21 protein-coding genes are annotated in these 24,619 nt (G+C 41.8%); 5 read left to right on the top strand and 16 right to left on the bottom strand.

Going from position 1 to position 24,619, the window contains the following annotated elements; all coding sequences use genetic code 11:
- Window positions 1–11 precede the first annotated feature (11 nt).
- The 5 genes from polA to K5Q34_RS06585 form a co-directional block, all read right to left on the bottom strand.
- Window positions 12–2,648, bottom strand: coding sequence for a DNA polymerase I (gene polA, locus K5Q34_RS06605; protein ID WP_221864735.1), 2,637 nt, complete (start codon window positions 2,646–2,648; stop codon window positions 12–14).
- Window positions 2,649–2,723: 75 nt separating this feature from the next.
- Window positions 2,724–4,031 carry a hypothetical protein gene (locus tag K5Q34_RS06600; RefSeq protein WP_221864734.1) on the bottom strand — a complete coding sequence of 436 codons (1,308 nt, stop codon included), beginning with the start codon at window positions 4,029–4,031 and terminating at the stop codon, window positions 2,724–2,726.
- A gap of 171 nt (window positions 4,032–4,202) precedes the next feature.
- Window positions 4,203–7,568 carry an FtsX-like permease family protein gene (locus K5Q34_RS06595; protein WP_253214098.1) on the bottom strand — a complete coding sequence of 1,122 codons (3,366 nt, stop codon included), beginning with the start codon at window positions 7,566–7,568 and terminating at the stop codon, window positions 4,203–4,205.
- Window positions 7,569–7,579: 11 nt separating this feature from the next.
- Complete coding sequence (locus K5Q34_RS06590; protein ID WP_024406738.1) at window positions 7,580–8,281, bottom strand: ABC transporter ATP-binding protein; 702 nt, start codon at window positions 8,279–8,281, stop codon at window positions 7,580–7,582.
- Between the two features lie 90 nt (window positions 8,282–8,371).
- A complete protein-coding gene (locus tag K5Q34_RS06585; RefSeq protein ID WP_221864732.1) occupies window positions 8,372–8,707 on the bottom strand; it encodes a helicase BlpT in 336 nt (111 codons plus the stop codon).
- Between the two features lie 218 nt (window positions 8,708–8,925).
- Between K5Q34_RS06585 and K5Q34_RS06580 the strand changes: the two genes are divergently transcribed.
- Entirely contained in the window at window positions 8,926–9,450 is a 525-nt protein-coding gene (locus tag K5Q34_RS06580; RefSeq protein ID WP_221864731.1) for a hypothetical protein, read from the top strand.
- Between the two features lie 33 nt (window positions 9,451–9,483).
- Here K5Q34_RS06580 and K5Q34_RS06575 read toward each other — a convergent pair whose 3' ends face one another.
- The 8 genes from K5Q34_RS06575 to tehB all read right to left on the bottom strand — a co-directional run bounded on the left by K5Q34_RS06575 (window position 9,484) and on the right by tehB (window position 18,872).
- Window positions 9,484–10,617 carry a low temperature requirement protein A gene (locus tag K5Q34_RS06575; protein ID WP_221864730.1) on the bottom strand — a complete coding sequence of 378 codons (1,134 nt, stop codon included), beginning with the start codon at window positions 10,615–10,617 and terminating at the stop codon, window positions 9,484–9,486.
- A gap of 62 nt (window positions 10,618–10,679) precedes the next feature.
- Entirely contained in the window at window positions 10,680–11,339 is a 660-nt protein-coding gene (locus tag K5Q34_RS06570; protein ID WP_074391781.1) for a putative quinol monooxygenase, read from the bottom strand.
- On the bottom strand, window positions 11,340–12,254 hold the full coding sequence (locus tag K5Q34_RS06565; protein ID WP_221864729.1) for an amidohydrolase family protein: 915 nt from the start codon (window positions 12,252–12,254) through the stop codon (window positions 11,340–11,342).
- Window positions 12,251–12,694 (bottom strand): MerR family transcriptional regulator, encoded by a 444-nt coding sequence (locus K5Q34_RS06560; protein ID WP_044668345.1) that lies wholly within the window; start codon window positions 12,692–12,694, stop codon window positions 12,251–12,253. Before K5Q34_RS06560 ends, K5Q34_RS06565 begins: the two co-directional genes overlap by 4 nt.
- A gap of 100 nt (window positions 12,695–12,794) precedes the next feature.
- The gene (gene tpx, locus K5Q34_RS06555) at window positions 12,795–13,280 is read right to left on the bottom strand and encodes a thiol peroxidase (RefSeq protein WP_044668344.1); all 486 of its coding nucleotides are present in this window, start codon (window positions 13,278–13,280) and stop codon (window positions 12,795–12,797) included.
- 78 nt (window positions 13,281–13,358) lie between these two features.
- Window positions 13,359–15,809 (bottom strand): heavy metal translocating P-type ATPase, encoded by a 2,451-nt coding sequence (locus K5Q34_RS06550; protein WP_221864728.1) that lies wholly within the window; start codon window positions 15,807–15,809, stop codon window positions 13,359–13,361.
- Between the two features lie 117 nt (window positions 15,810–15,926).
- A complete protein-coding gene (locus K5Q34_RS06545) occupies window positions 15,927–17,819 on the bottom strand; it encodes a C69 family dipeptidase (protein WP_205026950.1) in 1,893 nt (630 codons plus the stop codon).
- Between the two features lie 192 nt (window positions 17,820–18,011).
- A complete protein-coding gene (gene tehB / locus K5Q34_RS06540) occupies window positions 18,012–18,872 on the bottom strand; it encodes an SAM-dependent methyltransferase TehB (RefSeq protein WP_105133782.1) in 861 nt (286 codons plus the stop codon).
- Between the two features lie 153 nt (window positions 18,873–19,025).
- Here tehB and K5Q34_RS06535 point away from each other — a divergent pair, with 153 nt between their 5' ends.
- Window positions 19,026–20,069 carry a zinc-binding dehydrogenase gene (locus tag K5Q34_RS06535; protein ID WP_208581896.1) on the top strand — a complete coding sequence of 348 codons (1,044 nt, stop codon included), beginning with the start codon at window positions 19,026–19,028 and terminating at the stop codon, window positions 20,067–20,069.
- Between the two features lie 223 nt (window positions 20,070–20,292).
- Here K5Q34_RS06535 and K5Q34_RS06530 read toward each other — a convergent pair whose 3' ends face one another.
- Window positions 20,293–21,150, bottom strand: coding sequence for an ABC transporter ATP-binding protein (locus K5Q34_RS06530; protein ID WP_014637651.1), 858 nt, complete (start codon window positions 21,148–21,150; stop codon window positions 20,293–20,295).
- Window position 21,151: 1 nt separating this feature from the next.
- Window positions 21,152–21,835: a hypothetical protein gene (locus K5Q34_RS06525; protein ID WP_105154250.1), complete on the bottom strand. Its 684-nt coding sequence runs from the start codon at window positions 21,833–21,835 to the stop codon at window positions 21,152–21,154.
- 204 nt (window positions 21,836–22,039) lie between these two features.
- Between K5Q34_RS06525 and K5Q34_RS06520 the strand changes: the two genes are divergently transcribed.
- The 3 genes from K5Q34_RS06520 to K5Q34_RS06510 all read left to right on the top strand — a co-directional run bounded on the left by K5Q34_RS06520 (window position 22,040) and on the right by K5Q34_RS06510 (window position 24,061).
- Complete coding sequence (locus K5Q34_RS06520) at window positions 22,040–22,192, top strand: aureocin A53 family class IId bacteriocin (protein WP_014637649.1); 153 nt, start codon at window positions 22,040–22,042, stop codon at window positions 22,190–22,192.
- A gap of 103 nt (window positions 22,193–22,295) precedes the next feature.
- Entirely contained in the window at window positions 22,296–22,733 is a 438-nt protein-coding gene (locus K5Q34_RS06515; protein ID WP_041179201.1) for a hypothetical protein, read from the top strand.
- A complete protein-coding gene (locus K5Q34_RS06510; protein ID WP_205026951.1) occupies window positions 22,733–24,061 on the top strand; it encodes a PH domain-containing protein in 1,329 nt (442 codons plus the stop codon). Before K5Q34_RS06515 ends, K5Q34_RS06510 begins: the two co-directional genes overlap by 1 nt.
- A gap of 90 nt (window positions 24,062–24,151) precedes the next feature.
- Here K5Q34_RS06510 and smpB read toward each other — a convergent pair whose 3' ends face one another.
- Window positions 24,152–24,619: an SsrA-binding protein SmpB gene (smpB, locus tag K5Q34_RS06505; protein ID WP_014637647.1), complete on the bottom strand. Its 468-nt coding sequence runs from the start codon at window positions 24,617–24,619 to the stop codon at window positions 24,152–24,154.

Raw genomic sequence — 24,619 nt, 5'->3', positions numbered from 1 at the left:
CTCTTCCTTTCTTACTTAGCTTCATACCATGTCGGTCCCTCATTTTCATCCGCAATCAATGGTACAGACAGGCTAATTGCCGATTCCATGGTCTCTTTTACCATGGCTTTTACCGTTTCTAGCTCTGCCACCGGGACTTCCAAAACAATCTCATCGTGTACTTGCAATAACATACGTGTCGCAAGACCTGCTTCAGTCAAAGCCTTGTCAAGATTAATCATGGCTACTTTGAGAATATCTGCAGCCGAACCTTGAATTGGTGAGTTGATGGCTGTTCGTTCCGCAAAATTACGGACATTGAAATTGCGAGAGTTTATATCTGGTAATTCACGACGGCGTTTGTAAATCGTCTCTACATAACCCTTATCACGTGCCTCACGAACAATGGTTTCCATGTAATTCTTAATTCCTGGGAAGCGTTCAAAATAGGTATCGATATAGGCTTTAGCTTCCTTACGTGTAATCCCCAAGTTATTGGATAGACCGAAATCTGAAATACCATAGACGACACCGAAGTTTACAGCCTTGGCATTCCGACGGTCATTTGGTGTCACATCCTCAGCTTTTTCGATACCGAAGACCCGCATGGCTGTCGAAGTGTGAATATCTGCACCTTGCTGGAAGGCCTCAATCAAATGCTGGTCCTGAGAAATATGAGCCAAGACGCGCAATTCAATCTGTGAATAGTCCGATGCCAAAAGGACACTATTTTCAAGCGATGGCACAAATGCCTTACGAATCAAGCGCCCTTGTTCTAGACGAACAGGAATATTTTGCAAGTTAGGGTCGGTCGAAGATAGGCGACCTGTTTGTGTCAAATCCTGTACATAGCGGGTATGAATCTTACCATCTTCTAAAATGGCATCCTGCAAGCCGACTACATAAGTTGATTGAAGCTTGGTAATCTGACGGTATTCCAAGATTTTTGAAACAACTGGTGCAATTGGCGCTAATCGTTCTAAGACATCCACTGCTGTTGAATAGCCTGTCTTGGTCTTCTTGGTATATTCCAACGGTAGGCCCATATCTTCAAAGAGAATGGTCCCAAGCTGCTTAGGCGAATTGATATTAAATTCCTGACCAGCTAGTTCATAGATTTCCTTGGTCAACTGGTCAATCAAAACTTCGTTTTCAGATTGCATAGCTTTGAGAGTCTCAGCTTCCACTTTAATACCAGCAATCTCCATCTTAGCTAAAACATTTGCCAGTGGCAACTCCATGTCAAACAAAAGATCTAATTGCTGATTTTCTTCTAATTTAGTCAACATCGGCTCTTCTGTCTCAATCAAAACCTGAACCTTACGTGCCAAGTGTGGGAAAAAGACCTCGCGTTCAGGCAAGTCTAACTTAGCACCCTTGCCATAAATTGCCTCATCTGGAACAAGACTGGTCTGACCATAGAGGTTGGCAATGGTTGTTAGGGAGTTGTCCTCAACAGTGGAAAGCAAGTATTTGGCTAGACGGCTATCGAAAGTAGCTGGAGGTAGCGTAATCTCTTTTCGGTCAAGAAGAACTTTTCCACGCTTAAAGTCATAGGTTTTTATGGTTTGGTTTTCGAAAAAGTCACGCAAGACTGGACTATCAAGTAGCTCAGGCCCTCCGACATAGATTTTCTCCTTATCCCCCCAAGCTAAACCAACCAAATCCTCTCGGTGATAATTTTCACCCAAGATTTCAAAATAGAAAAACTGGTCTTTTTTGAGCATAGCGGGGCTGATTTCCGTTACCATTTGGAAATCGAGTACCGCTTCCTCTTGCGAGCTGGTCGTACCTAACTGAGCCCTTAATTGCTTGAAGCCCATGTCATCATAAAATTGTCCCAGTTCATCCACCTTAGGACCTTGATAAACAATGTCATCCAGACCAATTTCGATTGGTGCCTGAGTATCAATGGTAGCAAGTGTACGAGATAGGAAGGCCTTCTCCTTATCAGCAATCAGGTTTTCCTTCATCTTAGAAGCCTTCATGCTATCAATGTTTTCGTAGATACCATCCAAAGAACCAAATTCTGTCAGGAGTTTTAGACCTGTTTTTTCACCGATTTTGGTCACCCCAGGGATGTTATCGGACTTATCTCCCATTAGAGCCTTGAGGTCAATAAACTGAGTAGGGGTAATCCCCATTTTTTCCATGAGGTAGGCTGGGGTAAATTCTTCGAATTCGGCAACGCCTTTCTTGGAAATTTCGACTACGGTGTTCTCATCAGTCAGCTGGATCAAATCCTTATCACCGCTAACAATGGTCACATCGAAAGGAATGTCTGTCCGCTCTGCCATTTTGTCCAAGGTACCGATAATGTCATCTGCCTCATACTGATCCAGTTCGTAATGCTTGACTCCCATGGCATCCAACATCTGACGGATAAAAGGAAACTGCTCACGGAATTCGTCTGGAGTCTTGGCACGACCTGCCTTATAGTCTGCATACATCTCCGTACGGAAAGTGGTCTTTCCAGCATCAAAAGCCACGAGAATATGGGTCGGTTCAATCCGCTTCATCATGTGGTCTAGCATGAGATTGAAGCCGTAGATAGCATTGGTGTGAAGGCCTGTCGGACTCTTAAAACGATCAATTTGATTATAAAGTGCAAAGAAAGCACGGAAGGCTACCGAAGAGCCATCGATTAATAATAATTTATTTTTTTTCATGTCTCTATTATAGCATGAAACGTATGTTTTAGTGGACTAGGGAGGGCTGGAATAATAGAAAATCCCAGTCAGTGACTAGGATTTCTCTTTTCGATAATAAATGTTCTTTGCGACTACTAAACTATGTGGTTTTTCATATTCTTGATCTAGGTAAGATTGGTAGGTTCCTGGAGCAATGAAACCGCGCAAGCCTAGGACATCTGTTCCTGCTTGACCGATTACTGAATCAGCCAAAAGGACGCAGTTGGTTGAGAGGACAAAGTAGGTTTTGAATTTTGATTTTTTAAATTTGAAAAGTGCTGCCCCAATTGCCTCTTTCATGCGGTAGGCATACATTTCGATAGGCTGGCCGTCTGGCCTTCTAGAGACCTTTTCCGCACTTGGTTGCCATGGAAGCAGTAAACCTTCTATTTCAGCTAGTCGCGTTTCTACTGCTTTTTCCTGCTCAGAACTCAATGCTAATTGATAGCCCAACATAGTCATTCCTTCTTGGTTACAAAAATCAATGTAGGCCTGACGTTCAGCTTTAAACAAAACTCCGTCACCAATTGCACCACCCAAACGCTCCGACAGGACATCGTATGAACCAAAACCGTAGACCTGCCCTTTGTAACTCAAATCAACATGCCCAACTGCTCCGAACCCTTCTTCTCCAACGTGTACAAAGACTTCTAAGGCTGGAAGCTCCGCAATTTCTTTGTGGCGGTTATAGATAGATTGAGCCGTTTGTCCCTTATTATCCGCCAAGTAATCATTGACTTTTTGCAGGGTCATACGAGGAATCAAAGCTGCTAAAAATAATGGTAGGGGCAAACGGACATGGCGCTTAAGATTTTGTTGCTCAATAGCCTCTTCAAACAAGAAACCATCACGCAGATTAGTTAGTCCGTACAAGACCAGATACCCACCGATGACAATTGTTTGAACAACTAGCTGTGTGCCTGATACAAAGAGAGAGGCGATGCCTAACAGGGATAGCCAAACTCCGTCAATCAAAAAACGAATCCGTGGCTGCACCCCATCTTTTCTATATAGATAGAAAGTAATGAAATTAATGACTGCCGTAAAAAGCTGGTAAATCCCTATAAAAATAGCTGCAAAATAGAGAGGAATTTGAATAGCCAAATCAATACTTGCCAAAATACCAAATAATACTGCTTTTCCCACTAGGGCAAGCACACTTTCACTCGACTTCTTCTTTCTGAAAAAGATCATGCTTAATTCATATAAAGCCAAAAAGAATAAACCTGCGTGAACAAATCGAAGAATCAGTCCTGGAAATTGCCAACCAGCAATTAAAAATCCAATACCGATGAAGACTAAAATCAGACCTTCTCCAACTAATTTTCGACCTGTTAATCCTAAATCACTTATTTTTTTCATGAGATGATTATAGCATACTTATAGACTTGTGTTTACAGAAAAATCCTAGATACACTAGGATTTTTGAATCGCAAGACTGTCATTCTCTTTTTAAAATTCCTTCCAAACCCAGACTGTGCCTCGCTCTCCTTTTTCAAGGCTCGGGTTAAAACAGTCTATTCCCAGACTGTTTTAATCAACCGACTTCAAGGCCTCCAGCATATCCACCTTTCTCAGATGATGATTGATGTGCCAACCAAGAGCAGCCAAAATTCCACTAATGGCTAAGATAGGAATGAGATAGACTTCTAGTCCGACAGATGGATTGAATCGGATACTATCCGAACCAATCATGGCAAGAAGGAGCTTGTGGAGATAAATACCGCCAACCAGTCCAACCAACATACCAATCAGCGAAAGGGAAATAGTTTCACGATAGATGTACATGGTCACCTCTTTATTGTGGAAGCCCAGTACCTTGATGGTAGATAATTCACGAATCCGTTCAGACATATTGATAATTGTAAGGTTGTAAAGAATAACCAAGCCAAGCAAGATGGATAGAATGACTAGAATGGTCATGATGGTCTGAAGCGAGCCTGCAATCGTGGTAAGCATGTCTATAAGAGAAGTATTTTGAACCAAACTTCTAACTGCTGGCATCGCTAGGAGTTGACTTGCAAGAGTCTGAATATGCCCCAACTGACTGTCTTTCAACTGAACCAGATAGGCATTAGCAGTCTTCTGCTTGCCGGTCACTTGTTCGTAGTAGCTATCTGTCATATAGATAAAATGCCCTGCGTACATATCAGCCACAGCCTCTACCCTGACTGAAACTTCCTTATCTTCCAAGGTCAGTGATAATTTATCACCAACTGAGACTCCGTAGATTTGCGCCAATTTTTCTGTGAGGACAATCCCCCTATCACTCAGTTTAATAGGCTGACCTGTCGAAGTTTCCATACTGACTTGATTTCCAAAATCCCGACGGTCTGAAATGTAGAGACTAATCGATAGATTCTTTCTCTGACCGTTTTCATCCACCGTTTGATTGAGCTGTTCAAAAGCCACTGGCAAGGATTGGCGAACCTGATCTGACTGAAGAAAATGTGTTAACTTATCCAACTCTTCCTCAGTAGCTCTGCTATTTTCCACCACCAACATATCATAATGGATCAGCTCTCCAAACTGTCGTTGGACAACTCCTGAAATAGAGGAACGGATACCCAGTCCTCCAAAAAGAAGGGCGACGGTCCCTGCTACTCCAAAGATGGTCATAAGCATACGAAGCTTGTAGCGGAAGATATTGCGGGCTGTCACCTTATGGGTAAAGCTTAGACGAGACCAGATAGCCGGCCATTTTTCGAGCCAAATGATGGAGCCTGTAACCGGTGGCTTAGGTAAAAGTAGCTGAGCAGGTTTTTCTGTCAGTTCCCGACGAGCCACCAAGTAAGCTGGCAGGACCGAGGAAGCCAGAGACAGGAGCAAGGCTAAACCTGTCCAAAGGGGATAAAAATGAAGTTTAGCTGGTCCAATCACGGTTGTCTGCGTAATAATGTTGGAAATAAGTGGAGACAAGAGGAGATTACCTGCTATTATGCCGACTATTGTTCCTGCCAGACCTGCCGCCAAACCATAGAGAATGAACTTAGCCATAATCTGTCTATTCGTATAGCCAAGGGCCTTGAAGAGACCTGACTGGGTTCGCTCTTCGTCGACAAAACGGGCCATGGTGGTAAAGGTCACTAGAGCTGCGACAAGGTAGAGAACAACTGGGAAGACATTGCCCACTGCCGCAATAGACCTAGTCGCATTGCTATAGGTAGTATAGCCATCCCCCCCTGGTAGGCTTGTTCGAGTATAGACCTGATAAGGCGCTTTTTCCAGCTTACTTAAGTCGGATTTAGCCTGAGCAATCTCGGTTTGAGCTTGGCTAATTTCTTGATCGGCCGAAGCTTTCTTTTCAGAAAATTGGGATTGAGCTTGACTTAACTCTTTATCAGCCTCCTCCAAACGGAGTTCTTCCTGACGGAGCAGTTGATTTGAAGACTCTAACTGACTCAGTCCCCATTCATAGTCTTCTACTCCTTTATTGTAGGCTGCAATGCCTTGTTCATACTGACTAAAACCTGCTTGATAACGGGCCAAACCTGCCTGATATTCTTGATTCCAAGTTTGGTACTGGGCTAGATTGCTATTGTATTCATTTTGTTTGGTTTGATAGTAATCATAACCTTGTAAATAGGCTTGGTTGGCCTGCTCATGGACAGATTTCATTTGGTCTAATCGGCTTTTCTCAACATCCAAACCTTCCTGTCTAGCTAACAAGTCAGGATAGTCTGAGAGGGTTTGGCCTTCTTGCAAGTGAGTGGCAATTTCAAGGTCTAACTCTTGCTGAGCTTGAAACCAACTAGCTCGCCCTGTGGAAATCTGAGATGCGGTCTGACTCAGTTGGGCATTTTGGGAATCCAATTCTTGCTTGGCCTTTTCTAACTGCTGGGCTGACATTTCTAATTCCATCTGATAGCCGTCTAGAAACGAAGCAGTCTGTTCTAATTGAGCCTTACGCCCGTCCAATTCCTTTTTACTTTCTTCCAATTCAAACTTATTTTTTAATAGTTGGGCTTGGGCGGCTCGTAATTCAACTTCCGTTTGGACAACCTTAGCCCTACCACGTGCAAACTCTCTACGACCTGTCGCTAATTGCTCCTCCCCTGTTTCCAGTTCTGACTCTGCCTGTTCAAGCTGGGATTGGGCCTGAGCAATTTCCTCTTCCCCTTTTGAAATATCTGTCTGTCCATCTGACTGAATAGCTGCCAATCGTTGTTCATCATTGTTAGCCAATAACTTTTCTAAGTCTTCTTGGTGCTGGTCCAACCTGTCTTGATAGGCCTGACTGTAATATGGTAAATCAACCAAATCATCATAGCGAATACGGGCAATAGTGTAAACTTCTGATTTGAAGGTATCCTGACTAACAAGGCCATAGCCACCTAACTGCCCATCACCACTCGCAGCCATGCCCATGGTTTCATTGTCCCAAATTTCTGCTGATGCGACAAAGCCCACAAGAGTAAAACTTGTCTGTGTCAAGATTTTTCCATCCTTATCAGACTCCGTCACTTGAACAGTATCGTCCAATTTGTAACGATTTTTTAAAGAAGCTGATAGGGCTATTTGCCCCTTTTGACTGGGCATTTCCCCTTCTATTAGCTTATAGGTCGATAGGGTCTTGGGAACTGAAAACAGCCGAATTGCAGTCTGACCTTCATTAGTAACCACATCTTTAAAGTAGCCCGCTTCAAGAGTAGCACCTTCTATCGTTTCTAATTCGTCAAGGTCAGCTTGACTAAGTCCCAGACCTGAAATTACTGCCAAATCCATCGTTCGATGACTAGCTATATAGGCTTGGGCCGTCTTTTCCATATTGGGAGCTGTTACTTTCAGACCTGTCAAAGCTAGAGCTCCTAGCATCATCAGGCTAAATATGGACAAAAAACGTCCCTTGGAAGAAAGCAGAGATTGTCTCATATCCTTCCAGTAGATTTTCTTTTTCATAGTTTCACCCACTAATATTCTAGGCTTGCAATATCCTGTGGTTCTGCGTGTAACTCAACGGAGTGTACACGGGCATCCCGCATCCGAATCACTCTGTCTGCAATAGGGGCTAGGGAACTATTGTGGGTAACGATAATCACCGTCGCCCCCTGCTTGCGGGACATATCTTGTAGGATTTGCAAGACCTGCTTACCAGTTTGGTAGTCCAGGGCACCAGTCGGTTCATCACAGAGGAGAATTTTAGGCTTTTTTGCAACAGCACGGGCAATGGCCACACGTTGTTGTTCGCCGCCTGAAAGCTGAGCGGGGAAATTATTGATACGGTGACCGAGTCCGACCTGTTCCAAGACCTCCTCGGCATCCAAGGCATCCTTGACAATTTCTGCTGCCAGTTCCACATTTTCCTTGGCGGTCAGGTTGGCGACCAGATTATAAAATTGAAAGACAAAACCTACATCATCTCTACGATAGTTGGTCAGTTCATGACTTGAAAGCTTAGCAATATCCACACCGTCAATCCAAACCTCCCCCTCGTCATTGCTATCCATGCCACCTAAGATATTGAGCAGAGTGGATTTGCCCGCCCCCGATGAGCCAAGAATGATGACCAGCTCCCCCTTTTCAATCTCAAAGGACACACCGTCATTTGCCACAATGGTCGCATCCCCCATTTGGTAGTATTTTGACGAATTCTTTACTTGGATGTAGGACATGGCACACCTCGCTTCTTCTCTTCCTAACAACTGTATTCTTACTACTTATTATAGCACAAAAGAGGGTTTCTCACCCTCTCCTATTATCTTTTAGATTTGGGCAATAGCAGAGCCACCATAGAGTTTCAATTCTTCTCTGATGGTCTGGTAGTAGTAGCGATCAAAGGCCTGCCAAGCCTGCCTGCTGGTCTCACTCAACCGCAGATCGCCCAGTCCAACCAAAAAACTGGTCGAACGGTAGAATTTCTCAATCGCAATCAGTTCTGTATTGGTGACCGACTTGGCCTCCGACAATATGCGTGTCGTCTCTGTCAAATTATGCTGGAACCGTTGCTCATCAGCTGTTCCTACTTTATCTGCTTGAAAGGCCTGATTCAAGTCTTGAATGAGGGCCAAAACGTCTTGAATAATCTTTGTCTTTTCCATAAAAGACCCTCCTTGTTTTTGATGAACTTAGTATATCAAATTAGACAAAAATATTCCAGTCTATTCGGACTGACTTGTTTGATTTTCTTCTTTCACGTACCATTTTTAACAAGTAAATCCAAGGCCTTTTCCAGCTTGACCTAGAAAACATCAGCGATCTGATTCAAGACCAGCTGATACAAGGTTGGGTACGACGGGCAATCCTGCTCCTACTTGTCATGGTCCTCATCTGTCTGGTCGAAATCATTCTCTTCTACTTCTTAACCGGCAAGCTCTTCAAGGCCTTCAAGCTCATGGATGGCAAGATTAACAAGCTCATTCTTTGGGGCTACCGCCTCTTGTTCTGGGACTCAATCGGCTTGCTTGTCTTTGGTTTGGTGACCAGTCTCTCGACTGGACTTGACTTATGGAAAAATGCCCAAGCCATACAAGACCTGGATGTTCTGGCGATTGGGACGGAAATTCAAGCCATCGTAGCTGAAGCTCCCCTGACGAAAATTGGTGATGTGCAGGTCTTATTTGACAGCATTCAAGACTACATTCGTGATAAGAGCATCCTTTTGGCAACCAAGGAATCACTGGTACTTCAAGTCTCAAAACTCCATACACTTATCAGTATATGGTCAACTGCCTATCCAATCCTGCTTGCCCTGCTCAGCTATTTCCACATAAAAGACTGGTGGACCAAGCGGACGCCAGGCAAACCAATCGTCAAAATCAGCCTGACTATTGAGCGTCAGTAAGCAGAAATCCCACTTCGATTGAAGCGGGATTTTTTATTCTGCCGAATGACCAAGGTTCATACCAACAAAACCAATCATCATCAGACTAGTCACGATCAAGCTGGTCACGATCAACCAACTCCATGACTGAGTAAAGACTAGCAGACTAATTCCAAAGCCGATACTGATGAGCAGGAGCTGGGTAGATTGAAACTGCTTGGATAGGATTCTGCCTTGCTTATTATAAACATTGTGCTGAAGGAGTCCGAGTATAAAGAGGACTAGGCCACCATAAAAATAAAAGACGGTGTACTGGGTATTCATGTCACCATTTCCAAAAAATGAGAGGGCTATGGTTATCAAGCTGAGCCCAAAGAGTATGGGGTAGTGACTATAAATGGCACGAATCCCAGTTTCTTCCCGTTCTACATCAAACAGGTGGTCCACTTCTACAATATAGACCATGAAAAGATTTGTTAGAGTAATGAAAATCGCAATGGATTCCCAAGAAAAATTCTCTGGACTAAAATGCTCTGAGATTCCAATCAAGGACTCACCCAAGGTAATAATCACTAAGAGCGACAAGCGCTCCATCAAGTGTGGAAAATTTACTGGATTCAAGTCAGCCGAAACAAAGCCACGGTTGGGATCGCTGAGCAATCCAGGTAGCAACCAGGTCGAGAGAATACCAACCAAGGCAATCCACATACCTATCTCATAAGGGAAAAATAAGGAAAGGGAGAGCATGACAGACCGCAAACCGAGGATATAGAAAAACTGCTTCATCAGACTCCGATCCGCATCGTTTGAAGTCTGGAAATATTCTAAAATGTACTGAACCAGAAGCAGCAAGGAAATAATGGCCATGGGTAGAAAAATCCATACAAAACGATTCTGCCACTCTCCTGCAACTGCACTTGATGCCACCAAAAGACAAATCATCTGTAAAAACATAAAAATGATATTTCTCAAGCTGTTACTTCCAAAACGATTTGTAAAGACTGTCTGCACCATCCAGGAATTAACAAAAATAATCAGGCCAACTGAGAAGTTAAAAAAGGACTGAAGACTGACAACTCCCTGATGGGCATGGTGGATTATCGACGTCAGCTGACTGATAGTATAGACATAAACTAAATCATAAAATAATTCGGTCAACTCGACCTTTTTATGCTTGATAAAGGGCATAGAATCTCCTGTTAAAATTTTTTCATTTCAACAGTATAGCACAGAAAGTTAGGGGATACAAATTAGCTAGAAAAAGCCAACTGCCCTTTCGAGATTGCGATACTGTTTTCCAAGTCCTGTAAGTTTTTTTCTTCCACCAAATCCTGCGTTTCTGAAATATAGCGTTGAAAATGCGGAGTCAAACGGTGGTCTTCGTAGGCTTTCGCACTCGCATACACTTCGTAGAAATAATAACGATTTGATTGCTGGCTGTCCTTTGCGGCATACATTGCTAAAACACCTGATTCTTCTTTTATAGAAGTTTGCATGTTTATTAGGACACTATTTTCAAAGGCTTCCTGGCTTCCCTCTCTCACTTGAACCTGAGCAAATTTTAGGAAATGGTGTTCTGGTCCTAGCCACACTCCAGACGGCAACTTTTCTTCCAAAAACAAGGCTTCTACTTCATAGACCTCCCGCTTGGTGAGTTTGGATCCCACCTGCTCTACATAGGATTGGTAGTGCAGAGAAGTCCGATGACTTTGGTAGGCCACCTCATCTGCATAGACCTCAAAAATTTTGTACTCCAACGGATTTCCCTTTAAAGAACTGGCGTACATGGCAAGAGTGCCAGCTTCCTCTTCATAGGAGGTCTGGAAATTTTCCATACCCACTTGGTAAAAGCTATCACGATTTTTCTCATCAACTCCTAGATGAAATAAATGAACAACTGGCTTACTCATCTATTTTGTCTCCTTCAGTAATAGTTTGATATTTTCAGAGTAAATGGCTTGCTTGTCCTCTTGAGATAAGTGCAAGGAGTCAATAGCTTCTGAGATGACCAGCGTAGCCCCTGCAGGCGCAATCCCAAGAGGCGCATCGGTTCCAAAGAGAACACGGTCCAATCCGAAATAGTCAAGGGTCAATTCTAAAGCCTTTGGATTGCCTAAGATGGCGGTGTCCACATAGAATTTGCGGAAGTCCTCCACCTGTTTTTCTGGTAAAATGTACTGAATTCGTCCGCTAAAAAACGGTGCCAAGGCTCCTGCATGGTGAACAATGATTTTCAGATTAGGAAAATCTTGGAAGATACCAGCCTGAACCAATTGCAGCATAGCCTGACTCTGCTCGTATTCCCATGAAAAAACAATGTTGTTATCTGGTTTGCGATTATCAAATACAGGGTGCAACCAGATTGGAATATTCAACTCCTCACATTTGGCAAAGATTGGTCTAAATGACGGGTCTGCAATGGACAGACCAAGATGTCTTGAAAATAGCTGGATTCCAGCAATTTCAGGATTTTTAGCGACAAAGTCTTCCAAAATTTCCAGACTTCCCTCAATATTGTTCAGGACCAGCATGCCCACACCAGCAAAAAATTGATTTGGATAGGCCTGAACAGTTTCCAAGAGTTCTTGATTGGCTTCTTGAACCAAAGCCAAGGCTGGCTCTGCTTCCAGATAATCTTCTGGATTGACATTGACAAATGAAATAATCTGTTTGACAGCTGAATCTTGCAGAGCCTGCCTTTTTTCCATATCTTGTAGGATAGGATTCTGTAAAAAAGGCATTTTTTGAGGCAAGGCTGGATTAAGGACCAACATTTTCTGATAAAACTGGGGCAACAATACATGGGCAAATACATCTATTTTCATACATCTATCTCCTTCCAACTATCCTTTTCATCGGATAAAATCGCATAGTCTTCAAAGTAGGAAAGGTCTTGTTCAATCTCACCTGATTCATATAAAGCTATTTTTTTCTCCAAGCGGTCAATGGAGCGTTGGAGGTTGGCCTGCTTTTGATAGAGAGTCGTCAACTGCTCCCGCAACAAGTTTTCCCGTTCCTTGACGGTGCTATTGCCCTGCTTCAACAAGGAAGCATACTCTGTCAGCGTTTCAATACTGACACCTGAGTGACGCAGACAGATAATCATCTCCAGCCAAGCCAGGATTTCCTTTGTAAAATAGCGATGTCCATTGCTGGCTCTTGGAACATCTGGCAATAAGCCAATTCGTTCATAATAACGTAGAGTATTACTATTGATCTGGTATCTTTGACTGACTTCCGCAATCGTGTATCCGAGTTTGTCCATGGTCTATACCTCCTGTATGCCATTATAACACTTGTAGTTCACTATAAGTCAATATGAAAATCAAAAAACGATGCCTGCTCAGACACCGTTATATATTTTTTTATTTAACAGCCTCTAAAGCCGCTTCATAATCTGGATGTTCGTTGACATTGTCCAGGTATTCCACATAGGTGATTTCATTGTCGGCATTAAGGACAAAGACCGCACGCGCCAGCAAATTCCACTCTCGCATGAGCACACCGTAGGATTTACCAAAGGCATGGTCATAGTAATCAGATAGGGTGATGGCATCCTCCAAACCTGCAGCCCCACACCAGCGTTTTTGGGCAAAAGGCAGATCTGCTGAAACCGTAATAACAACCGTATTGTCACGGTCAGCCAGTTCCTGATTGAAGCGACGAGTCTGGGTATCGCAAATCCCTGTGTCAATAGAAGGCACCACACTGATCACCTTGGTCTGCTTGCCAAAGTCTTTCAGGCTTTTCAGGCTCAAGTCATTGGCCATGAGGACAAAATCAGGGGCAGTATCTCCCACTTGCAATCGTGGACCTACCAAGGTCACTGGTTTTCCAATAAAGGTTGTCATAAACATCTCCCTTGCACTTAATATATCTATTGTAAGCGTTTAGGAACAAAAATACCAGTTTTTTGACTGGTATTTTAGCTATAGTTTATATGTTTTTAATCGCAGAGCGTTCAAGACGACGGACACTGAGCTAAGGGCCATGGCTGCACCTGCAAACATAGGATTGAGCAGAGGACCACCAAATACATGTAATAGACCCATGGCGATTGGAATACCAATCACATTATAAGCAAAGGCCCAGAAGAGATTTTGTTTGATGGTCTGCATGGTTGCCTGACTGAGTTTAACAGCCTTGACCACATCCAAAATGTCACTATGCATGAGAACAATATCGGCAGACTCAATGGCAATATCAGTCCCAGAACCAATGGCCAGACCCACATGGGCTTGAGCTAGAGCTGGGGCATCGTTGATGCCATCCCCCACCATAGCGACTGTCTTGCCCTGTTCTTGTAAGAGCTTGACTTGGTTGGCCTTGTCATCTGGTAAGACCTGACTGACCACCTGCTCGATACCGACTTCCTTGGCAATGGCTTGGGCAGTTTTTTCATTGTCCCCTGTCAGCATGACCACTTCTAATCCCATGGCTTGCAGAACCTGGACAGCCTGACGGCTGGTCTCTTTTACTTTATCAGCAATGGCAATGACTGCTAGTAATTCTTGCTGGCTGGCTAGGAAAACAGGCGTCTTGGCTTGATGGGCAAATGCCTCCGCAACTGCACGTCCTTGGGAAACATTAATTCCCTGTTCCCGCATCAACCGTTCATTTCCCAGATAGATGGTCTGCTCTGCTATTGTCACCGAAAGACCACGGCCAGAAAGAGCCTGAAAATCAGTGGCAGGCAAGAGATCAATCTTTTCTGTCTGTGCAGCTTGCAGGAGAGCCTGAGCCAGAGGATGCTCGGAAAATTGCTCACTACTTGCTGCCAGCTGGAGGACCTGCTCACGATTTTTAGTAGACAAGAGATGAATGTCTGTCACCTGGGGTTTGCCCTCTGTAATAGTCCCTGTCTTGTCGAAGACAATGGTGTTCACACCTTGTAGGGTTTCAATAGCTTGACCAGACTTGAACAAAAGACCATTTTCTGCCCCTTTTCCAGTCCCAACCATGATAGCTGTCGGAGTTGCTAGACCCAGAGCACAAGGGCAGGCGATGACCAAGACGGCGATGATAATACTTAGTGAAAAAATCCAGGATTCTTGACCCAAGAAATACCAGGCCAGCCCCGACAAGAAAGCCAAGCCCATGACAACTGGCACAAAGACGGCAGATACTTGGTCAGCCAATTTGGCAATGGGTGCCTTAGACCCTTGAGCCTCTTCTACCAAGCGAATAATCTGAGCCAGAGTCGTATCACGACCAACCTTGGTAGCCTGCATGGTAATGGCGCCTTGCTGATTAAGGGTGCCGCCAAAAACATTGTCGCCTAGTGCCTTCTTCACTGGTAGGCTCTCACCCGTCAGCATAGACTCATCCACACGTGTCTGACCTTCTAGAACTTGACCGTCAACAGGAATTTGCTGACCTGGGCGAACAATGACCTGGTCACCGACCACCACTTCTTCAATCGGCACTTGCATTTCCTGCCCATTTCGCAAGACCTGGGCCGTCTTGGGAGCCAGATCCATCAATTTCTTAATGGCCTCAGAAGTCTGACCTTTGGCTCTAGCTTCAAAATATTTTCCCAGGGTAATCAAGGTCAAGATAACGGCGGCTGATTCAAAATACAGTTCTGGATGGTGACCGTGCATGGCTACTTCTTTCCCCATCAGAAGAAAAGCAATCATCAAAAGACCTTGAACCAAGGCTGCTCCAGTCCCGACAGCAATCAAGGAATCCATATTGGGATGGCCTTGCAAGAGAGTTTTAAAGCCTTTTTGGAAAAAACTGCGTCCCATATAAAGGACAGGGATGAGCAAGATGACTTGGCTGACCGCATAGACTAGCGGTTGATGGAGCAAGGCTGGTAATGGAAGACCGCCCCAAGGCAACATTGGCCCCATAGCAATATAGAGCAGTGGAAGAGTAAAGACTGCTGACCAGACAAATCGTTTCCAAAGACTGTCTTCCTTGCTTGGTCCCTTATCCACCGTCTCTTCCACTTCTTCTGGTCTAATCAGTTGATAGCCTGCTTGCTCAACTGCTTTTTCAAGACTAGCTGGATTTTGCCTATCGCGGCTATAACGGATGGTCACCTTTTCTGTCGCCAGATTGACAGAGACTTCTTCTACGCCCTCTAGTTTGCCCAAAGCTTTTTCAACCGTCAGAGCACAGGAAGCGCAGGTCATGCCTGAAATGTCATAAGACTCGGTCACCAAGTTATCGACCAGCTGATAGCCCGCCTTTTCAACTGCCTGACGAATATCCTCTAGTCCCAAAAGCTTTTCATCATAGCTAACACTCAATTTTTCAGTCGCTAGGTTGACACTAGCCTCTTCTACCCCTGCTAATTTACCAACAGCTTTTTCAACCGTCAGAGCACAAGAGGCGCAGGTCATGCCTTGAATGGGATAGCTTGCTTGTTTCATATCCTTCTCCTTTGACTACGTTTGTAATCACATTATACATAAAACGACTACATTTGTAAACAAAGTTGTTTCAAAAAAGTAGATTGAAATCAATCCAACCTACTTTTACATATTCATTTATTCTTTACTGGATTTTTTCCGATGAAGAAAAATTGCTGTTAAAATTCCTGCAACACCTAACGCCACCAACAAGAGGCTGACTTGCTCACCTGTACTAGGAAGACTTGATTTACCTTTTTTATTGGTAGGTGTTACTTTCTTATCAGAAGATACTACTGTTCCGCTTGATGAGGAAGTATCCGTAGCTCCTCCTGTGTCAGAAGCACTTGTAGACTGACTTGTACTGCTTGAAGTACTGGTTGAAGTTTCGGTACCACTTGATGATGGCTCAGTGCTGGTGGATGGTTCAGTACTACTTGATGATGGTTCGGTGCTAGTGGATGGTTCAGTACTACTTGATGAGTCGGTGCTGCTGGATGACGGACTTGTTGCCGCTTCAATTTTTGCCATCATTTCAGCTTCAACAGCTTTTAGTTGGGCAAAAATCTCTGCTGAACGAGCCAAGGTTGCCTCTGTTACAGTTGGAGCCAAGGCTACAGCTGCATCTTCTGAAAGTCCAGCATATTGAGCATCAAGAGCTGCCTGTACAGCAATCCATTCATTTTCAAGGGCAATCCATTTTTCTTGAATCGATGTACCAAATAACTCTGGGTGTGAGATGGCCATCTTATCAATATTTTGTACCGTCCAGTACCATGAATTCGTGTCATAAGAAGCTGAGCGATTTTTAAAGGCTTCATAAGTATCAGTCACAATACCATAAAATGGAACATACGGTGTATTCCTTGTCTGAGCCAAGCCCAACCATACTGTGCCACCGAAGGCTGATGGCAAGCTACTATTAATCTGATAAACATGGGCATCGATGACGTTTTCATTACCAAGAGCGTATTTATAAGTCGCATCTGCCGCTTGGTCATTCGCACCATTATCCCCTTGTTTTACCTTGCCTGCTTCATCGTCTGGACGAAATTCTGGAAGATGTTCAAAACGGTTACGTTGTAAGGCAAAGGTATCTTGTAAACTAAAGCGACGACTTGAATCTGTTGGCTGACGTAGCAAATCATAAACAGCATCTTCATAGGTTACAGGCGATGCTGGATCCATCAATTTAATACCTGCATACACACGGGAACGGTCTGCTTCAGCATAAGTTGCAGGGCCGTATGATTTAGCGATATGGAACTGCCCGTCGACTGTCACATAATTATCCGCTTGTTTGGCTACTTCTTCAACCTTTGCAGAAGCAATCACATTTTCTGTATCGGTAAAATCAACATGACCTAGATAGTAAGTATTTGCAAAAATTGCATACTTATCTTCAGGGAACTTGATGGCTACGTATTGGTGTCCTGACAAAATTTCCATGTACCAAACTTCATTTTTGTCAGCAATAATAACAATATTCCCTTCTGCTGAGCCTTTTTCATCGATTGTCTTTGCAATCAGCTCAACACCTTCACGCGCACTAGTGACCCTAGGAAGAACATAATCAATCAAAATTGGTTCTCCCAGCCCTCCAGCTTCAACTAGAGGATCAACTGCCAAGACTTTAGCATTTGGAATAGCTGTTACAGTAGCAGTCATGGATACGCCTTTTTCGTTAAAACCGTGCGCCCCATAATTACCATTTGAACCATCCCCACGCGCCGCATCAGGCGTAGAGGTGTACTTGAACTCATTTGCCAAGTGTGGTGCTGTAAAACCAAATGTTTCATCCACCAACATATCTCCCTCAGCATAGGTTGCTGCTGGAACCACAATATAATTTTTATTGTGCGCTCCATTATCTGGTGGATAGGGATAATCTTCCGTTCTACCATAAAGGATAGAACCATCCGTTGTCAACCCTTTCCCAATGATAAAGCCTGAACAGGCTTGAACAAGTTGAGCAGGGAATAGGCAAACCAACATTAGAAATGTGGCTATACGAACAAAAGTCTTTTTCATAGACTTCTCCTTTCCTGATACTCTGTGAAAATCAGAAGTAGGCTCCTTCCAAAGATAGGAATCCAGAGACTATTTTACACAAGTCTCCGACCCAAACAGAAGGTGATTTTCGTTGAGTATAATATGATTTACCCATTTGCACCTACATTGTAACGCAAAAACACTTGCCTTGCAAGTGCTTTCAGATATATTTTACACATTTTTTCTAGCTAACATGGTCGCAAACCGCATCTTAAGGAAATTGCCATTTTCATCCCGCTTATGGAGTTGACCAAAATCTTCATTGTACTTGACCAGTTCCCAGTCACGGTAGTATTCCTTCAACTCACCTGCTCCAAAAGTAAAGGAGAAATTCATAGGACAGGGCGCATCTTCCGTATCCATAGCCGCCACAATCAAGTTATAGCCACCAGGTCGTGTTTGCTCCTGCATATTGCGGATAATGGCTGGCACCCGATCCCGCTCCAAGAACATAAAGACCACTGTTGAGATAATCCAGTCGTAGTCCTGCTCCAGACTGGCTGAATTGATGTCATAGGTTCCAGCCTGCAAGTCCAAGTCCTCCACTTCCTTGACCTGCAAGAGTGTCCGAATACTTGGCACATCCTTATCAACCGCCGTCACCTCAAACCCCTGCTGGGCTAGATAGAGACTATTGCGACCATGACCACAGCCCAGGTCCAAAACCTTGCAGGGCTCAATGATTTTCAAGGCCTCCAAGACTTCCGAATGCGTCCGAGTATAATCATACTTTTTGGCAAAATAATCCTCTGGCTGACAGAAAAATTCCAAGAAAAACTCCGTATCCTCTGTCAATAAGGTCACTCGATGCCAAGCCTGTGGCTCCACAAAAGGAATATCGTCTGTCGGACCATAGACATATTCTCCCAAAATCTCATTATCATCTGAAATCGGCTCAAATTTGAGCTGGCCTCTCAAGACCTTGATTTTGGCCCAAGTCCCCACCTTGGTATTGTGCTTGGTCAAAAAATGCTGGGGAACCGTATTCTGATTCCAAATGGGCATGCGTTTGTAAGGAACTAAAACCGTCATTATCTCTCCTTTTCTTTCCAATACACTTAGTCTATCACAAAGGAAATATGAATTCAAACTCATTTTTTCCTTGACTTGGAGTGAACTCCAAGGTGTATAATATTCCATATCAATCAGAAAGGATATTTACTGACAAGTAAATGTGTGATGAATATGAAAGCAGCTATTTATGAAAAAGCCGGTAAGATGACCGTTGCAGAAATCGAAAAACCAAGCCTTCAAGCAAAGGATGATGTCATTATCAAGGTCGTTCGGGCCTGTGTCTGTGGGTCAGACCTTTGGGGCTACGGTGAAGATATTCACCATGACCACGGTGACACAAACTCTGGTCATGAAGCTATCGGTATCGTTGAAGAGGTAGGCGAAGACATTACAACACTTGTTCCTGGTGACTTTGTCATCGTTCCATTTACACATGGTTGCGGACACTGTGATGCCTGCCGTGCTGGCTTTGACGGTACTTGTGACAACCATCCAGGCTACACCAACTGGGGCAATAACTACCAGTCTCAATACATTCGTTTCCACTACGGCAACTGGGCCTTGATCAAAATTCCTGGTCAGCCAAGCGACTACTCGGAAGGCATGATTAAATCCCTTTTGACACTAGCAGATGTTATGCCAACTGGCTACCATGCTGCGCGTGTTGCAGATGTCAAACCTGGTGACAAGGTTGTTGTCATCGGTGATGGTGCAGTGGGTCAATGTGCCGTCATTGCTGCAAAAATGCGCGGAGCTTCTCAGATTATCATGATGAGTCGCCACGCAGATCGCCAGCAGATGGCTTTGGAATCAGGGGCTACTGCCATCGTAGCAGAACGGGGCGAGGAAGGTATCGCCAAAGTCCGTGAAATTCTTGGCGGTGGCGCTGATGCTGCCCTCGAATGTGTCGGAACAGAAGCTTCTATTGACCAAGCCCTCGGTGTTCTTCACAATGGCGGTCGCATCGGTTTTGTCGGTGTACCTCATTACAATAACCACGCCCTTGGCTCAACCTTTGCTCAAAATATCATTATCGGTGGCGGCTCTGCTTCTGTCACAACCTATGATAAGGAAATTTTGCTCGATGCTGTTCTCAAAGGCGACATCAACCCAGGTCGAGTTTTCACCCAAACTTACAGCCTGGACAATATCGACCAAGCCTACAAAGACATGGCCAACCGTAAAACGATTAAAGCAATGGTGACGGTGGATTAATATTCTTCGAAAATCAAACTCAGCCGTTGTTGACTTGATTTGATGAACTTCAGTTCTACCTGCATCTGCGTCGCCTAACCTGATATTGATTTTCATTGAGTATAATACAAAAGAAAACCCCAGATAGTCTCGAAACTGTCTGGGGTATTTGTTTTCCTATAAAAAAAAGGACCAGGATTTCTCCCAGTCCTAGCGACCATTGATAGCCTTCGAACGTTTGGGCTCATTGCCCATAGATAATATCTCTCAATGACCTTCTATAGAGGTAAAACTCGTCAATGTACTCTGATACTTCTTGTAATGTTTGAAAAACAGAATAAATCGTGTCGCCTTTTGAAAGTTTAATCAAAAGAGTTTCTGAATCAATTTGCTCTGGAAAATACTCGGTCAACTTCGATTGTAAAAGATCAATGTTTCTAACCCTAAGGATATACTCTATCCAAGAATCTTTCTCTGTCAAACACGTTCTAGAAGTAATGTCTATAACAGTTCCTTCTCTTGTAATCTTGCCATCTTCCAATACATAAATATAATCAGAAACTCTCTCTAATTCTTCTAAATTGTGCGATGTTAGTAAGATTGCCGCACCATTCTTTTTCAATGTCAGAATAATCTCTAACATCTTTTGAGCAGATGGACCATCTACTCCTGATGTTGGCTCATCAAAAATATAGTTTTGGAAATTTCCGATAGCAGCTTGTATGAAGCTAATCTTCTTTCTCATTCCAAATGAATAGCCTTGGATCTTCTTTTGTAAATCATCTTTGATTCCTAGTATTTCAGCATATTTTACAGCTTCTTCCCTAGGAACGTTTTTCAAGTCTGATATAAAGTTTAAAAATTCAAGACCTGTAACATCCTCAAACATAGCGTTTGCATCTGGCATCACTGAGACATTTCCAGACTGAACTGTTCCTCTATCTGAAAAATAATAACCCATTATAATTGCTATTAAAGTGGACTTCCCTGCTCCATTACTACCAATGATAGATGTGATTTCTCCATCTGATGCAGTCATAGTTATGCTGTCCAAAACCATGTTTTCCTTAAATGATTTGGAAATGTCTTTCACTTCAATCATCTTATATCTCCTTCTTCTCAAAAACTGAAACCCCTATACCTAAAAAAACAACTGACAAGAGCATTAAAAATAGAACTTCCCATGTTTTTTCAATATAATGATAGGGAGTGATCCACAACAACAGTTCCAAAAAATCATGATTGACAAAGTTAGAAAAAAGAAAAATAGCAGGGTAAATAATACTAATAATGATATTTAATAGCATAGCTGTTCGATCATTTTTACTAATCGTGGAAATAAATGTGATAATCGAAAGCATATAAAAATAAAAAATACTAATATTACAAAACTGTTGGGAAGAAAAAACGGCATCTTCTCGGAACACAAGCACAACTATCGTTGCAATCAAAATTTGTAAGAGGAAAAAGACAAACGACATTAAAAACTTTGAAAAATAAAGTACCCGTCGAGATTTATAAGGTAAAATAAATCTAAAATCCCTCGATGAAATCCCTTGAGAAATAATATTAGAAAACAGTGATGCTCCAAATAGAAAGCCGACAAAAGCAAAAACGGCATACATAACTTTCAAAATTGCGAAACCATCCGAATTATCAAAAATTCTTCCAACACTATCTCCGTATCTAATGAAAAGATAAGTGATGAAAAAATAGACTGCTGAGACAATCGCTGTTTTAAAGGATTTTAAGTCTCGCTTCATGTAAAATAAAAATAGTGAAACCAAATTTATTCTCCCTTCATGTAATACAGTCCATTTTATCAAAAAAACGAACCACTCTCAACTTTTTTCAAAAAATAGAAGCCAGTAACATTAAAAAACGAACATTTAGCAAACAAATAGATAAATGATACGATTTTTGTTGACAATCTTTTTTCTTTGTTTTATAATCAAACTGTGGGTAACCCCCACAGAAGGAGGAGAAATATTATGAAAGCATTATTAAATTGGTTGTTTAAAGTATTAAAAGCAGCCTACTATTGGGCTAAAAATAACTGGAAAACTGTCCAGAAATGGCTAGATATTGGGATGTACTTTGAATGGATTCTTTCTAAAATTAAACAGATTTTAGGAATTAAATAACGACATTGTCTAATTTTATTCATGCAATGTCATTAAAATAAAACTCCATAAAATATGGAGTTTTATTTTAACTTTTAGATATTATAAGGACTGATTATCGGCTATGGAGAAAAAAATCATTTCTCATTCAAACAATTATTTGTACCACGAATTTTTATTGAGTATATTTTATACTATGCTATCCATTTTTGTCTCGCTTGCAGTGTCTATATTTTGGAATATCACATGGTATCATTATGTTTTAGTGTTTATTTGCTCAATTTCTTGCATAAATCTAATAAGAGAATTTTTCCTCAATAAAACTTGGTATATTACTGTTGAAAAAAATAAAATAATCTGTTCTTACGGAACTATATTAAAAATAGAAAAAGTGGTACTCCTATCCAAAGTATACAGTTTTGAAATAAAAGAAAATTTCCTCTCCAGTAAACTAGATTGTTATAATATTGCTTTGAAAACTTTAGATTCTGAATTTGAAATTAAAGGAATCGCTCATGGCGATTTACAGGCCATTGTACAGCATATAGAAAACCTGTCTTAATGAAAAAAATATTACTACTACTTAAATACATATATGATTTCACAAAAGCGATGATAGCTAATTACAGCTTTTTGCTATTTTTTAACAACGAACTAGCCACTAAATTTTTTATTTTTTCAACTATAATAAGTGCTTCATTTTTGATTTACAGAATCATCTACTATTCGAACTATTTTAATTTTGAGTTCACCACAAATTATTTAATAGTAAAAAAAGGAATCTTTCTCAAGAAAATATATAAAGTAAGATACTCCAAGATACTTGGTTATGAATTTCACCAGAATCTTCTTTTTAGATTTTTTCAAATTTATCAGGTTCAAATTTTTTTCCCTGATACCGGTGATAATAAATCAATTACTCTCCCCATTTTGAATAACGAAGAAAAAAATTATTTGTCCAATAAACTTCTAATTACTGATGAAGAAAACAGCAACAATGAACCAAATGTTGACAATTTATACCCAGTAATTCCTTTACCAATTTATAAAATTGTTCTTTCTGCTTTTATTAGCTCAAACTATCTTTACATTTATACAATTTATTGGACTATTTCTGAAATTCTTCAATACTTAGATATCCATTTTGATAAATATTTATTTATTTTTTATTATTCTAACCCACTATATGTCTCCTTTTTTATATTAATTATAATACTATCACTGACTAGTATTGCCAAACAAATATGGGACTATATCAATTTTAAAGTTTATAATACTGAACATTCATTAATCATTTCAAACGGGATATTTCAAAAAAATCTTATAGAAATAAATAAAATAGATATTAGCTATCTTGTCCTAAAGCAGTCTTTAGGACAAGCAGTTTTTAAGATTTGTTCCTTACATGCTGGTATCTTTAACGTTAAATCTGATTCAAAAAATAAAATTAATACTTTATTCCCCCACCAGTCTATAAATAATTTTTCTAATGATTTATTAAATATCTTGCCAACTTTCGATATAGAAGACCTCCCAATAAAAAAACTTTTAAAATTCCCAGTATATGAAGTAGTTTGCTCGTTAGTCCCTCTTATTTTTATCTATACAATCGTACAATTGCATTTTTCTATCATTTCATTTGCAACCGAAATAATTATGTATATTTTTTATACCTTCCTTCTTGAATGTAAATTTGCCAAATTTGAAGAAAGAGAAAACTATATAATAATCAAAAGAGGATTGTTGTTAAAAAAAATTTTCATCACTGATAAAAGTCACCTAGAATGGGAAATAAAGTACCAATTTTATAACTATTTGACTATTAGAAAATTGGGAATTAAACTGCAAAAATTTAAAAAGTTATACTTTTTAATGCTAAAAAATAAATAGAATTATAGACTTCCTACTATATAAAAAAAACAAATACAGTAGTTCATTCTGGCTCTATTATTCAATGGATTGGATACTAACACACCAAACTCATCTCGCATTAATCGCCTTCATGGTCCGCTTAATATCGCGGTCTTGCTCACGGCGTTTAATTGACTCTCGCTTGTCGTAGTCGTGCTTCCCTTTGGCAAGCCCTATCAGGACCTTGGCAAAGCCGTCTTTGATATAGACTTTGAGGGGCACCAGGGTCATCCCTGTTCCCTTGACCTCATTGCCCAAGGACTCGATTTGCTTCTTCCGCAAGAGAAGTTTGCGGGTCCGCGTTGGCTCCTGGTTCCAGATATTGCCCTCATCATAGGGAGCGATATGGACATTGACCAACCAAGCCTCGCCCTGCTTAATCTGGGCAAAGCCGTCCTTGAGGTTGATCCGCCCCGCACGAATAGACTTAATCTCCGTCCCCGTCAGGACCATCCCCGCCTCCACTGTATCGACAATGGTATAGTCGTGGCGGGCTTTTTTATTCTGCGCAATCACATTGCCCTCACCCTTGGCCAT

It is taken from the genome of Streptococcus sp. 2018110 (genome assembly GCF_019754115.1).
Classification (GTDB): Bacteria; Bacillota; Bacilli; order Lactobacillales; family Streptococcaceae; genus Streptococcus; species Streptococcus hashimotonensis.
The sequence above is the reverse complement of the archived record's forward strand: the minus strand, read 5'-3'. Positions and strand labels throughout refer to the sequence as shown.